Source organism: Nocardioides sp. 616, from assembly GCF_002930065.1.
Classification (GTDB): Bacteria; Actinomycetota; Actinomycetes; order Propionibacteriales; family Nocardioidaceae; genus Nocardioides; species Nocardioides houyundeii.
Window position 1 is genome coordinate 128,781 of record NZ_POAG01000022.1, and the last position, 13,929, is coordinate 142,709.

Here is a 13,929-nt window from a genome sequence, read left to right on the forward strand (position 1 = left end):
CAGCTGGGGAGTTCCGGGATGACCGACCTCGCGCAGTCCTCACGCCGGGCCCGGGTCTCCCACCGAGCAGCGACCCGTGGCTCCGCCCGCGTCCGCCATCGGGTGCCGTGGGCCTGGCTGATGCTGCCCATCGAGCTGGTGGCCGTGGTGCTCACCATGACCGCTGTGGTCGCGGCCCTCGACGCTCCGGTTCTCGGCTCTGCCGGCTACGCCGTGCTGGTGCTCCTGGCCAGCTACGTCTTCGGCGCCCAGGCCGTCCGCCCCGGGCTGCCCCGCCCGGGCAAGGTCCTGCGGGACCTGGCGGTTCCCTTCGGTGCGGCCGGGGCCGCCAGTGCCGTGGGCCTCATCTCGACCGACGACCTGCGCAGCGCCCTGTGCCTGAGCGTGGCCGCCGGTGCCGTCACCGCGGGCGGCGCTCTTCTGCGCCACCTGCTGCCGGTGCAGCAGCGGGTGGTGGTCGTCGGCTCAGCCGTGGACGTGGCCGAGGCGGCCACCCGGTGGGCAGGCGACCGACGGATCAATGTTGTCGGCAGCCTGGTGCTGGGCGCTCAGCAGCCGGTGCTGCCGCGCCAGCGCGGCGCCGAGGAGGTGGGGATCTCCGTAGTCCAGGAGGCCGACGATCCGCGCGCCGCACTGCTGCGCTTCGCCCCGGACCTGGTGCTGGTGACCCCCGGGGGCGGCCTCGACGCCGACCGGCTGCGCCGGATCGGCTGGGCCCTGGAGGGCACGGGGATCGCACTGGCCCTCCAGTCCCAGCTCGAGGGGATCGGGCCGCACCGTATCGAGCACACCCTCTTCGCGGGGTCGCCCGTGGTGCACCTGCGCTCCAGCAGGCCCGCGCCCGTCCTGCTGGCCCTCAAGGCGCTGGTCGACCGGGTCGTGGGCTCGGTCCTCCTGGTCCTGGCCTCCCCGCTCATCCTCGCGCTCGTCGTCGCGGTGCGTGCCACCTCGGCAGGTTCCGGGATCTTCCAACAGGTGCGAGTAGGGCGCGACGGCCGGCGCTTCACGATGTACAAGCTGCGCACCATGACCGAGGACGCCGAGGCGGTCAAGGCGTTCCTCCTGGACTCCGACGAGGGCAACGGCCTGCTGTTCAAGAAGCGTGCCGACCCCCGGGTCACGCCACTGGGTCGGGTGCTGCGCAAGTACTCCCTCGACGAGCTGCCCCAACTGATCAACGTGGTCAAGGGAGACATGTCGCTCGTGGGGCCGCGGCCGGCGCTGCCGAGCGAGGTCGCCCGCTACACCGCCATCGAACGTCGGCGTCTGGTGGTGCGGCCCGGGATGACCGGTGCCTGGCAGATCAACGGCCGGTCCACGTTGGGTCGGGACGAGTCGGTCCGGCTGGACATCGACTATGCCGACAACTACCGCCTCGTCGACGACGTGGTCATCGGTCTCAAGACCGTCGACGCCGTGGTCCGACCCAAGGGTGCGTGGTGAGGGTGTCCGCGAGCGCCACCGCGCGCAGCACCCGCCGGCCGGTCGCTGACGAGTCGTCGAGATGACTCCCCGGCGCCGCACGACGATCCGTCTGCGGCGCCATCCAGGCAACACCAACACTCGGGATGAGCTGGAAGAGATCTCCCATGTCCGGTGACACCTCGCGCGTCGTCCGCCACCTGCCAGCGCTGGTCGCGGCCTGGGGCGTGGCCGTGGCGCTGCTGGTGCCGCCCGTCCTGGCCCCCCCGGCCAACGCCGCGGACCCCTGCGGCGCGGCAGGCAACAAGATCGCCTGCGAGAACACGCAGCCCGGATCCTCGGACTGGGACATCTGGGGTGCGGGGGACACCAGCATCCAGGGCTTCTCCACCGAGGTGTCGGTCAACGTCGGTGAGCGCATCGACTTCAAGGTCGACACCGACGCGCGGGCCTACCGGGTCGACATCTACCGCGTGGGCTACTACCAGGGTCTCGGGGCGCGCAAGATCGCCTCGGTCAACCCGAGCGCGGCGCTGCCGCAACGCCAACCCCAGTGCATCACCGACTCCACCACCGAGCTCTACGACTGCGGCAACTGGGCCGTCTCGGCCTCGTGGAACGTGCCCTCGACAGCGGTCTCGGGCGTCTACCTCGCCAAGCTGACCCGCACCGACACCGGCGGTGCCAGCCACATCACCTTCGTGGTGCGTGACGACGCCAGCCGCTCCGACGTCGTCTTCCAGACCTCCGACACCACCTGGCAGGCCTACAACACCTACGGGGGCTCGGACTTCTACCAGGGCGGCGGCAACGGCCGCGCCTACAAGCTCAGCTACAACCGCCCCGTCATGACCCGCAAGGACAACGGCGGCCGCGACTTCTTCTTCGCCAACGAGTACCCGCTGGTCCGCTTCCTCGAGCGCAACGGCTACGACACCAGCTACATCGCCGGCGTCGACACCGACCGTCGTGGTCAGCTGCTGACCAACCACAAGGTGTTCCTCTCGGTGGGCCACGACGAGTACTGGAGCGGCGCCCAGCGGGCCAACGTGGAGGCGGCCCGGGACGCCGGGGTGCACCTGCAGTTCCTCAGCGGCAACGAGGCCTACTGGAAGACGCGCTACGAGCCGTCGGCCGACGCCAGCCGGACGGCGTACCGGACCCTGGTCTCCTACAAGGAGACCTGGGGCAATGCCAAGATCGATCCCAGCGACCAGTGGACGGGGACCTGGCGCGACCCGCGCTTCGCGGCTCCCGCGAAGGGTGCCGGTCGGCCCGAGAACGAGCTGACGGGCACCGCCTACATGGTCAACCACGACGACCTGGCCCTGAGCGTGAGCGCGCCCGAGGGCAAGCTGCGGCTGTGGCGCAACACCAGCCTGACCACGATGACGTCCGGGTCCACGCGGCTGGCTCCGCACACGGTCGGCTACGAGTCCAACGAGGACCTCGACAACGGCTTCCGCCCGCAGGGGCTGATCCGCCTCTCCACCACCACCGGTGCGGTCTCGGAGTACCTCCAGGACTTCGGCAACCAGGTCGCCCCGGGCTCGACCACCCATCACCTGACGCTCTACCGGGCGCCCAGCGGCGCCCTGGTGTTCAGCGCCGGCAGCATCCAGTGGACGTGGGGGCTCGACGAGGACCACGATTCCAGCTACGCCGCCGAGCCCGCCGACAAGCGGATGCAGCAGGCGCAGGTCAACCTCTTCGCCGACATGGGGGTCCAGCCGACCACGCTGATGAGCACCCTGGTCGCGGCGAGCAGCAGCACCGACACCGCGAAGCCGACCGTGGCGATCACCGCCCCGGCCGCCGGTGCGGCGCAGCGGAACGGCGACCGGATCACCCTCACCGGCACCGCGACCGACTCGGGAGGACAGGTCGCGGGCGTCGAGGTCTCGACCGACAACGGGGTCTCCTGGCACCCCGCTGCGGGCACCGGGTCGTGGACCTACTCCTTCATCCAGCACGGGCGGGGGAGCGCCCCGGTCCAGGTGCGGGCGGTCGACGACAGCGCCAACATCGGGGCCGCCACCAGCCGCTCCTTCGAGGTCACCTGTCCCTGCAGCCTGTGGGGGCAGACGGCGCCCGACCTCCCGGCCACCGACGACGCCGCGGCCGTCGAGCTCGGGATCCGCTTCACCCCCAAGGTGGACGGATACGTCACCGGCGTGCGGTTCTACAAGGGAGCCGGCAACGGCGGCACCCACGTGGGGTCGCTGTGGAGTCCCGCGGGCCAGCGCCTCGGCCAGGTGACGTTCACCGGCGAGACGACGACCGGATGGCAGAGCGCCAGCTTCGCCAACGCCGTACCGGTCACCGCCGGCCAGACCTACACCGCCTCCTACACCGCGCCCAGCGGGCGCTACGCCACCGAGGCCGACGCCTTCAGCGCCCGGGGGTACGACGCAGGGGTGCTCAGCGTGGCCGGCGGGTTCGGCAGCCAGCCGCCCGGGGTCTTCGGCCCCTCCGGCACGCTGCCGACCGAGTCCTACCGCAACAGCAACTACTTCGTCGACGTCGCGTTCTCCGCCACCAACGACTCGCCCCTGGCCGTCGTGGACCAGTCGCCGACGCCGGGGGCCACCGGCGTGCCGGTCTCCACGACGGTGAGCGCCCGGTTCTCCAAGCCGCTCGCGGCCGGTACTGCCGGCCTCACGCTGCGCACTGCCGACGGAGCCACCGTGCCCGGCGACACCACCTACGACGCGACCGACCGGCGGGTCACCTTCACCCCGGCCGCACCGTTGGCCAGCTCCGTCGAGCACACGGCCACGGTGCGCGGCACCGACACCCAGGGCGCGACGGTCAGCACCGATGCGATCTGGACCTTCCGCACCGCCAGTCCCACCAGCCCGCCCGGGATCTGCCCCTGCTCGCTGTTCACCCCCGACACCATGCCGACGGTGCTCGAGGACCCCGACAAGCAGGCCGTCACCCTCGGCACCCGGTTCAGCTCCGACGTCAGCGGGGTGGTGACCGGGGTCCGGTTCTACAAGGGCCCGAACAACACCGGCACCCACACCGGGACGCTGTGGAGCGCCGCGGGCGCACAGCTGGCCACCGGCACGTTCACGGGTGAGACCGCCAGCGGCTGGCAGCAGCTGACCTTCGCCACGCCGGTGCCGATCGCCAAGGACACCGCCTACGTGGTCTCCTACCGGGCCCCGCAGGGCCGGTACTCCGCCTCCCCGAACGCCTTCGCCAACGCCGACCTCTCCCGGCCCCCCTTGCGGGTGGGCTCCACCGCGGGCGCCTACACCTACGGCACCGGCTTCCCCGCGATCAGCGCCCCGACCAGCTACCTGGTCGACGTCGTGTTCGACCGGACCACCCCGAGCATGACGCTGACGTCGCGGCAACCGGCTCCCGAGGCCGGCGACGTGGCGCGCGAGAGCTCGGTCCGCGTCGGGTTCTCCAGCCCGCTGGCGCCCGGCTGGTCGCTGGAGGTCAAGCAGGGCACGACGCCGCTGGCCGGCGCCGCCGCGCTGGACGCCGCAGGGACCACCCTGACCTGGACGCCGGGTCAGCCGCTCCCAGCGGAAGCGGACGTCACGGTCACGCTGTCCGGCGCCGCCTCCACCGACGGGGTCGCCCTGGCGACCCAGACCTGGAGCTTCCGCACGAGGACCGCGGAGACCACCGCCGAGCAGTCCCTGTTCGGGGACCAGGTCCCCGTCGACGCCACCACCGACGACACCTCCGTCGTGGAGCTCGGCACCGCCTTCACCCCGAGCCGCAGCGGGTTCATCAAGGCTGTCCGCTTCTACAAGGGGCTCGGCAGCACCGGGACGCACACCGGCTCGGTGTGGTCCGCGAGCGGCTCCCGCCTGGCCACGGTGACGTTCGCCAACGAGACCGCGTCGGGGTGGCAGACCGCCCCGCTGGTCCAGCCTCTCGCGGTGACGGCGGGCACCATGTACGTCGTCTCCTACCTGGCGCCGCAGGGCCGCTACGCGAGGACGCGTGAGTTCTTCACCACCGCGTGGACCCGCGGCGACCTGACCGCTCCGGCGGCGAACAACGGACGCTTCGTCTACGGCGGGGGCTTCCCGGCCAACACCTACGAGGCGACGAACTACTTCGTCGACGTCGTCTACCAGGGGAGCGCCACGCCGACGCCGACGCCGACCCCGACACCGACCCCGACCCCGACGCCCACGCCCACGCCGACGCCCACGCCGACGCCCACGCCGACGCCCACGCCGACGCCCACGCCGACGCCCACGCCCACGCCGACGCCGACACCGACGCCGACACCGACGCCGATCACGACGTCGCTGTTCGCCGGTCGGCAGCCGGCGGTCGCCGCCGACACGGAGAAGGCTGCGGTCGAGCTGGGCGCCAGGTTCCGCTCCTCGGTGAACGGCGCCGTGACCGCGATCCGGTTCTACAAGGGGCCGGGCAACACAGGCACCCACACCGGTTCGATCTGGTCCTCCACCGGCACCCGGCTCGGCACCGTCACGTTCCGCAACGAGACGGCCTCGGGCTGGCAGGAAGCGGTGCTGAGCACGCCGGTACCGATCACCGCGGGCCAGATCTACGTGGTCTCGTACTACGCGCCGGTGGGTCGCTACTCCGTGACCCAGCAGTTCTTCTCCGGCAACCACGTCGTCGGCCCGCTGACCGCCCCGGCGAACCCCAACGGCGTCTACCGCTACGGCACCGGCGGGGGCTTCCCGCAGAGCACGTGGAACGCCGCCAACTACTTCGTCGACGTGGTCTTCCGATCGTCGACCTGAGAAGTCACCCGCCCGTGAGGGCAGGAGAGAAAAGAGGACGAGATGACGGTGACGGGGGAAGCTGCGCCGGGCCACACCAGGCCCTTGGGCGTGGCGGTCGTCGGTGCGGGCTACTGGGGCCCGAACCTGATCCGGAACTTCCGGAGCAGCACGGACTGGGACCTGGTCGCCGTGTGCGACCTCGACGTGGCACGCGCGCACAGCGTCCTCGGCGCCAGGAGCGGGGTCGCGGTGACCGCGTCCCTGGAGGAGGTGCTGGCGCGTGACGACGTCGACGCGATCGCGATCGCGACCCCGGCGCGTACCCACCAGGGCATCGCGCTGGCGGCCCTGCGCGCGGGAAAGCACGTGCTGGTCGAGAAGCCGCTGGCCGACAGCGTGGCGAACGGCACCGCCATGGTCGAGCTGGCGCGCAAGCAGGGCCTCGTGCTGATGGCGGACCACACCTACTGCTACACGCCGGCGGTGCTGAAGATCCGCGAGCTGGTCGAGGCCGGCGAGCTCGGGGACATCCTCTTCATCGACTCGGTGCGCATCAACCTCGGGCTGGTGCAGCCCGACGTGGACGTGTTCTGGGACCTCGCACCCCACGACCTCTCCATCCTGGACTTCGTCATCCCCGGCGGACTCGAGCCCACCGGGGTGGCGGCGCAGGGCGCCGACCCGCTCGGCGCCGGCAAGAGCTGCGTCGGCTACCTCAGCCTCCCGCTGGTCGGTGGCGCGATGGCGCACGTCCACGTGAACTGGCTGAGCCCCACCAAGATCCGGCAGATGGTGATCAGCGGGACCCGCCGCACCCTGGTCTGGGACGACCTCAACCCGCAGCAGCGGCTCAGCGTCTACGACCGGGGGGTCGATCTGGCGCACAACTCCGCCACCGCAGCCGACCGGACCGCCTCGACGATCTCCTACCGGCTGGGGGACACCTGGGCACCCGCCCTGCCGGAGCGCGAGGCGCTGGGGTCGATGGTCGCCGAGTTCGCCGCCAGCATCCGGGAGCAGCGACCCTCGCACACCGACGGCGAGGCCGGGCTGCGCGTGCTCCGCGTCCTGGAGGCGGCCGCGCGGAGCCTCGCCTCAGGCGGCGCCCTGGTCACCGCAGACGCGAGCCAGCCGCTGCTGGAGGTGGCGCGATGACCGCGCTGGCGGGCGCCCGGGTCCTGGTCACCGGTGGCGCCGGCACCATCGGCTCCACCCTCGTGGACGAGCTCCTGGCCGCGGGCGTCGACCACGTCGACGTGCTGGACAACTTCGTCCGGGGCCGGCGGGGCAACCTGGAGGCGGCCCTGGCCAGTGGCCGGGTGGGGCTCGTGGAGGGTGACATCCGGGACCGGGACCTGGTCCACGACGTGACCCGGGGCCAGGACCTGGTCTTCCACCAGGCCGCCATCCGGATCACCCAGTGCGCCGAGGAGCCGCGGCTGGCCCTGGAGGTGATGGTCGACGGCACGTTCAACGTGGTCGAGGCCGCGGTGGCAGCCGGGGTCGACAAGCTCGTCGCGGCCTCGTCCGCCTCCGTCTACGGCATGGCCGAGGAGTTCCCCACCACCGAGCGGCACCACCACCACAACAACGACACCTTCTACGGCGCCGCGAAGTCCTTCAACGAGGGGATGATCCGCAGCTTCCGGGCCATGCACGGCCTGGACTACGTGCTGCTGCGCTACTTCAACGTCTACGGACCGCGGATGGACGTGCACGGGCTCTACACCGAGGTGCTGGTGCGGTGGATGGAGCGGATCGCCGACGGCCGGCCCCCGCTGATCTTCGGGGACGGGCGCCAGACCATGGACTTCGCCTATACCGTCGACATCGCCCGGGCCAACGTGCTGGCCGCGGCCAGCGACGTGCGCGAAGGGGTCTACAACATCGCCTCGGGGACCGAGACGAGCCTGCTGGAGCTGGCCGAGGCGCTGCTGCGGGTGATGGGCTCGGACCTCGCGGTGGAGCACGGTCCCGAGCGGGCCGTCAACGGCGTGGTGCGCCGCCTCGCCGACGTCTCCGCCGCCCGGACCGACCTCGGGTTCCTCGCCTCCACCGGCGTCGAGCAGGGCCTGGCCGAGCTGGTCCGGTGGTGGCGGCCGCTGCGCACCGAGATCGCCGCGGGTCGCACGGTGGTGTCCTCATGAGCCGGATCAACGTGATGCAGCCCTGGCTGGGGCAGGACGAGGCCGAGGCGCTGGCCGCCGTCATCGCCTCCGGCTGGGTGGCCCAGGGCCCCCGGGTCGCGGAGTTCGAGGCCGCGTTCGCCGAGCAGCAGCAGGCCGCGCACGCGGTGGCGGTCTCCAGCTGCACCACCGGGCTCCACCTGGCCCTCGTGGTCTGCGGGGTCAAGGCGGGCGACGACGTGGTGGTGCCGTCCTTCTCCTTCATCGCCACCGCGAACGCCGCCACCTACCTCGGGGCGCGGCCGGTCTTCTGCGACGTGGACCCGGAGACCGGCAACGTGACGGCCGAGACGGTCGCCGCGGCCCTGACCCCGGCCACCACCGCCGTGGTCGTGGTGGACCAGGGTGGGGTGCCGGTGGACCTGGCACCGATCCGGGCGCTGTGCGACCCGCTGGGCGTCGTGGTCGTCGAGGACGCCGCGTGCGGCGCGGGGTCGACGTACGCCGGTGCGCCGGTCGGCGCCGGGGCCGAGATCGCGGTCTGGTCCTTCCACCCGCGCAAGCTGCTGACCACCGGCGAGGGCGGCATGGTCACCACGTCGCGGGCCGACTGGGCCGAGCACGCCCGCCGGTTGCGCGAGCACGCGATGAGCGTCTCGGCCGCGGACCGGCACGCCAGCGTGCTGGCCCCGCAGGAGGAGTACGCCGAGGTGGGCTTCAACTACCGGATGACGGACCTGCAGGCCGCAGTCGGGCTGGTGCAGCTGGGCAAGCTGGACGCGATGGTGTCGCGGCGCCGTGAGCTCGCGGCCGGCTACGCCAAGGCGATCACCGAGATCGAGGGGCTGCGGCTGGTCGCCGACCCGCCCGGCGGCACCACGAACTTCCAGTCCTGCTGGCTCGAGGTGTCCGGGGAGTTCCCGCTGAGCCGCGAGGAGCTGATGGCGCACCTCGCCGAGGCCGACATCTCGGCCCGGCGCGGCATCATGGCCGCGCACCGGCAGCCGGCGTACGTCGGACGCGACACCGGGGACGTGCCGTTGCCGGCGACCGAGCGGCTCACCGACAACACCCTCATCCTGCCGCTCCACCACCAGCTGTCGGAGTCCGAGCACTCCCGGGTCGTGGAGGCCCTGAGCGCGGCGGGACGACGCCGATGACCGGCCTGCTCGTGGTCGCGGCCAGCGGGCTGGCCCGCGAGGTGCTCGCGGTGGAGCGCCAGCTGCGGCGCTACCGACGGATCGCGGTCCTGGACGACGACCCCGCGCTGTGGGGCACGAAGCTGGGCGGCCACCCGGTGGTGGGCGGTCTCGACCTGGTCGCCGAGTACGCCGACCACGACGTGCTGGTCTGTGCCGGCCGGGGCCAGGTGCGGCACGCGCTGGTGGAGCGCCTCGCCGAGCACGGGGTGGGCCAGGAGCGCTACGCGACCTGCATCCATCCCCAGGTCCTGGTGCCCGAGGGCTGCCAGGTCGGCGCCGGCAGCGTGGTGCTGGGCGGCGTGGTGATGACCGCCGACGTCCGGCTGGGGGCCCACGTGGTCGTGATGCCGCACGTGACGCTGACCCACGACGACGTCGTGGCCGAGTTCGCCACCCTGTGTGCCGGGGTGCGGCTGGGGGGTGGGGTGCTCGTGGGACCGATGGCGTACCTCGGCATGTCCTCCAGCGTTCGGGAGGGCCTGAGCGTGGGCCCGGGAGCAGTGCTCGGCATGGGAGCGGCGCTGATCCGCCACCTCCCGGCAGGAGAGACCTGGGTGGGTATCCCCGCCCGGCGCAGCAGCACAGCCGTGGAGGTGGAGAGATGAGTGTTCCGTTCGTGGACCTGGGGTCCCAGCACGCGGAGATCGCCGACGAGGTGCGCGCGGGTGTCGAGGACGTCTTCGCCCGCACCGGCTTCGTGGGCGGCCCCGAGGTGTCGCGCTTCGAGGAGGAGTACGCCGCGTTCCTGGGCGCCGGGCACTGCGTCGGGGTGGCCAACGGTACCGACGCCCTCGAGCTCGCCCTGCGTGGGGCGGGGGTGCGCGCCGGGGGAGAGGTGATCCTCCCGGCCAACACGTTCATCGCCACCGCCGAGGCGGTCTCGCGGATCGGTGCGGTGCCGGTGCTGGTCGACGTCGACTCCGAGCACCTGCTGATCGACCCGGACCGGGTGGCGGAGAGGCTCGGTCCCCGCACCCAGGCGGTGGTGCCGGTGCACCTGTTCGGCCAGGCCGCTCCGGTCGAGCTGGTCCAGGCGCTCTGTGCCGACGCCGGCATCCCGGTGGTCGAGGACGCCGCCCAGTCCCAGGGCGCCCGCCGCCACGGCAGGGCCGCCGGCACGCTGGGGCAGGCTGCCGCAACCAGCTTCTATCCCGGCAAGAACCTCGGGGCGGCCGGCGACGCAGGGGCGGTGACCACCGACGACGAGGCGCTGGCGACCCGGGTCCGGGTGCTGGCTGCCCACGGGTCACCGACCAAGTACGTGCACGACGTGATCGGCATGAACTCCCGGCTGGACACCATCCAGGCGGTCTACCTGCGGGCCAAGCTGGCCCGCCTGGACAAGTGGAACCAGCTGCGCCGCGACGCCGCGGACCGGTACGCCGCGCTGCTCGCCGGCCTCGAGCCCGCCGGGCTCCGCCTCCCGGGGGTGGCTCCGGGCAACGAGCACGTGTGGCACCTGTACGTCGTCCGGGTGGCCGACCGCGACCGGGTCCTGGCGGGGCTCGCCGAGCGCGGCATCGGCGCCGGCATCCACTACCCCACCCCGGTCCACCTGACCCGGGCCTACGCGGGCCTGGGACTGGGGCCGGGCACCTTCCCGGTCGCCGAGCGGGCCGCCGCCCGAATGCTGTCCCTGCCGATGCACCCCCACCTCACGCTCGCCCAGCAGGAGACGGTGGCCCATGCCCTGACCGAGCTGTTGGGCCACGACGGCGCCGGGGAAGGGAGTCGGTGATGGGCCGCCTTGCGGACCTCCGCGCCAGGCTCGCGGCCCGACGCAGCGCCCGCGCCGCACCGCGCGGCTCCGGCCCGCACGTGCTGATCATCGTGCAGAACCTGCCGGTGCCCCTGGACCGCCGCGTCTGGCTGGAGTGCCAGGCGCTGGTGCCCCGCGGCTACCAGGTCAGCGTGATCTGCCCCAAGGGTCCGGGAGACCCCGCACGCGAGGTCATCGACGGTGTGCACCTGTACAAGTACCGTCCGCCACCCGAGGCCGACGGGCTCACGGGCTACGCGTGGGAGTTCGCCTACTGCTGGCTGCGCACCGCGTGGCTCTCGCACACGGTGTGGCGCGACCACCCGTTCGAGGTCATGCAGGCCTGCAACCCGCCGGACACCTACTGGCTGCTGGCGCGCTGGTGGAAGCGCCGGGGGGTGCGCTTCCTGTTCGACCACCACGACCTCAACCCCGAGCTCTTCCTGTCCCGCTTCGGGGAGCCGACCGGGCTCGTCGAGCGGGCTGAGCTGGGGGCCCTGCGCTGGCTGGAGCGCCGTACCTTCGCGACCGCGGACAAGGTCACCTCCACCAATGAGTCCTACCGTCGGGTGGCCCTGGAGCGTGGCGGGATGGACCCCTGCGACGTGACGGTGGTGCGCAGCGGCCCGGACACCCGGCGGATGCGCCCCATCGTGCCGACGCCCACGGTGCCCGAGGGCAAGGAGACGTTCACCTTGGCCTACGTGGGGATCATGGGTCCCCAGGACGGTGTGGACACGGTGCTGCACGTGATGGAGGAGCTGGTGCACCGGCGCGGACGCCAGGACGTGCGGGCGGTGCTGATGGGCTTCGGCGACTGCCTGGCCGACCTGCAGCGGGAGAGCGTCGCGCGGCGACTGGACCATGTCGTGGAGTTCACCGGCAGGGTGGACCGGGACGCGATGGCCGCGCACCTGAGCAACGCCGACGTGGGCCTGTGCCCCGACCTCAGGTCGCCGCTCAACGACCTCTCCACGATGAACAAGACCATGGAGTACATGGCCTACTGCCTGCCCTCGGTCTCCTTCGACCTGGTGGAGACCCGGATCAGCGGAGCCGACGCGGTGCTCTACGTCTCCAGCGGCGACGTCGGCGCCTTCGCCGACGCGGTCGAGCGACTGCTGGACGACGACGACCTGCGCGTCGAGATGGGGTTGCGGGCTCGGCGCCGGGTCGCTCAGGCGCTGGACTGGCGGGCCCAGGCGGCGGCGTACGTCTCGGTGCTGGACTCGCTCACCGGCCGCTTCACCATCGTCCCGCCGGAGTCCACCACGTGGCACTCCCACGACGAGCTGGGTCGGCCCTACATCGACCTCCACGACCCGGTCGCGCTGGCCGACTTCGTGCGCTGCCGGGCGCGGACCCGCCGTCCGGGCAGCGTCCCGAGGTCCCGTCCCGCGCTGGTCCGGCCGCGGGACCCCTACGACCCGCGCCGCGACGCCCGGGCGAGCGGCCCCTTCGGGCCGGTGCCGTCGGTGGGCGGCCCCGAGGTGGAGCTGTGAGCCTGGGTCCCGCGGGCTCGGTGCTCTTCTCGGCCCAGGACTACTGGTACCACAACCGCGCTCACTCCGACGTCCAGCTGGCGCGGGCGCTCTCGGCGGACCGACCGGTGCTGCTGGTCAACAGCCTCGGCATGCGGATGCCGCGGCGTGGCTCGACCACGCAGCCGCTGCGCCGGGTGGCCCGCAAGCTGGCCAGCACCCTGCGAGCGCTGCGTCGTCCGGAGCCCGGGCACCCGCGGCTCTACGTGATGACCCCGATCAGCGTGCCGGTCTTCGCCAGCCCCTGGCTGAGCCGGCTCAACGCGTGGTCCGTGCGGCTCCAGGTGCGGCTGGCCGCCCGCCTGGTCGGCATCCGTATGCCGGACGTCCTGGTGACGCTGCCGACGGCGTGGGAGGTGGCGCGCCGGCTGCGCTCGCGCAGCGTGGTGATCAACCGCTCCGACCGCTACTCCAGCCTGCCCGAGGCCGACTCCGAGCTGATCGGGCGGCTCGAGCGGTCGATGCTGCGGGCCTGCGACGCGGCCGTCTACGTCAGCGCCGAGCTGATGGCCGAGGAGCAGCCCCTGGTGCGGGCCGGGTCCGGGCAGGCGGTGCTGCTGGGACACGGAGTGGACCTGGCGCACTTCGACCCGGCGGTACCGGGCGCCGAGCCCGCAGACCTCGCGGCGGTGCCGCACCCCCGCGTCGGGTTCTTCGGCGGGATCGACGACTACGTCGTGGACCTGCCGCTGGTACGCCAGCTGGCCCAGGCGCTGCCCGAGGCATCGGTGGTCCTCGTCGGTGCCGCGACGTGTCCGTTGGACGAGCTGCTCGCGCTGCCCAACGTGCACTGGCTGGGCATGAAGCCGTACGAGGAGATCCCGCGCTACGGCGCCGGGTTCGACGTGGCCATCATGCCCTGGCTGCAGAACGACTGGATCCGGTTCTGCAACCCGATCAAGACCAAGGAGTACCTGGCGCTGGGCCTGCCGGTGGTGACCACGCCCTATCCGGAGGCCAGCGCGCACGCCGACGTGCTGGCCATCGCGGAGGGACCGGAGGACTTCATCGCCAAGGTCGCGCAGGCGTTGGCTGGTGAGCCGGTCGGTACCCCCGAGCGCCGGCGGGCCTCGGTCCTGGCCGACTCCTGGTCCTCGCGCGCCGACGTGCTGCGCACGCTCTTCGAGAGCCGGGGGGCCTGAGCCGTGT

General features: G+C 72.6%; 9 protein-coding genes. All 9 read left to right on the forward strand.

The window, feature by feature from the left end; all coding sequences use genetic code 11:
- Positions 1–18: 18 nt before the first annotated feature.
- Complete coding sequence (locus C5H89_RS15510; protein WP_104107881.1) at positions 19–1,443, forward strand: sugar transferase; 1,425 nt, start codon at positions 19–21, stop codon at positions 1,441–1,443.
- Between the two features lie 146 nt (positions 1,444–1,589).
- Positions 1,590–6,170 (forward strand): DUF4082 domain-containing protein, encoded by a 4,581-nt coding sequence (locus C5H89_RS15515; protein ID WP_104107882.1) that lies wholly within the window; start codon positions 1,590–1,592, stop codon positions 6,168–6,170.
- Between the two features lie 48 nt (positions 6,171–6,218).
- Positions 6,219–7,307 (forward strand): Gfo/Idh/MocA family oxidoreductase, encoded by a 1,089-nt coding sequence (locus C5H89_RS15520; RefSeq protein ID WP_240181897.1) that lies wholly within the window; start codon positions 6,219–6,221, stop codon positions 7,305–7,307.
- Positions 7,304–8,299, forward strand: a complete 996-nt coding sequence (locus C5H89_RS15525; protein WP_104107884.1) for an NAD-dependent epimerase/dehydratase family protein — start codon at positions 7,304–7,306, stop codon at positions 8,297–8,299. The genes C5H89_RS15520 and C5H89_RS15525 overlap by 4 nt, the downstream gene beginning before the upstream one ends.
- Positions 8,296–9,438 carry a DegT/DnrJ/EryC1/StrS family aminotransferase gene (locus tag C5H89_RS15530; RefSeq protein ID WP_104107885.1) on the forward strand — a complete coding sequence of 381 codons (1,143 nt, stop codon included), beginning with the start codon at positions 8,296–8,298 and terminating at the stop codon, positions 9,436–9,438. Before C5H89_RS15525 ends, C5H89_RS15530 begins: the two co-directional genes overlap by 4 nt.
- A complete protein-coding gene (locus C5H89_RS15535) occupies positions 9,435–10,085 on the forward strand; it encodes an acetyltransferase (protein WP_104107886.1) in 651 nt (216 codons plus the stop codon). The genes C5H89_RS15530 and C5H89_RS15535 overlap by 4 nt, the downstream gene beginning before the upstream one ends.
- On the forward strand, positions 10,082–11,218 hold the full coding sequence (locus C5H89_RS15540; protein WP_104107887.1) for a DegT/DnrJ/EryC1/StrS family aminotransferase: 1,137 nt from the start codon (positions 10,082–10,084) through the stop codon (positions 11,216–11,218). The genes C5H89_RS15535 and C5H89_RS15540 overlap by 4 nt, the downstream gene beginning before the upstream one ends.
- Positions 11,218–12,741 (forward strand): glycosyltransferase family 4 protein, encoded by a 1,524-nt coding sequence (locus C5H89_RS15545; protein ID WP_104107888.1) that lies wholly within the window; start codon positions 11,218–11,220, stop codon positions 12,739–12,741. Before C5H89_RS15540 ends, C5H89_RS15545 begins: the two co-directional genes overlap by 1 nt.
- On the forward strand, positions 12,738–13,922 hold the full coding sequence (locus C5H89_RS15550) for a glycosyltransferase (RefSeq protein ID WP_104107889.1): 1,185 nt from the start codon (positions 12,738–12,740) through the stop codon (positions 13,920–13,922). Before C5H89_RS15545 ends, C5H89_RS15550 begins: the two co-directional genes overlap by 4 nt.
- The last annotated feature ends 7 nt before the right edge of the window (positions 13,923–13,929 follow it).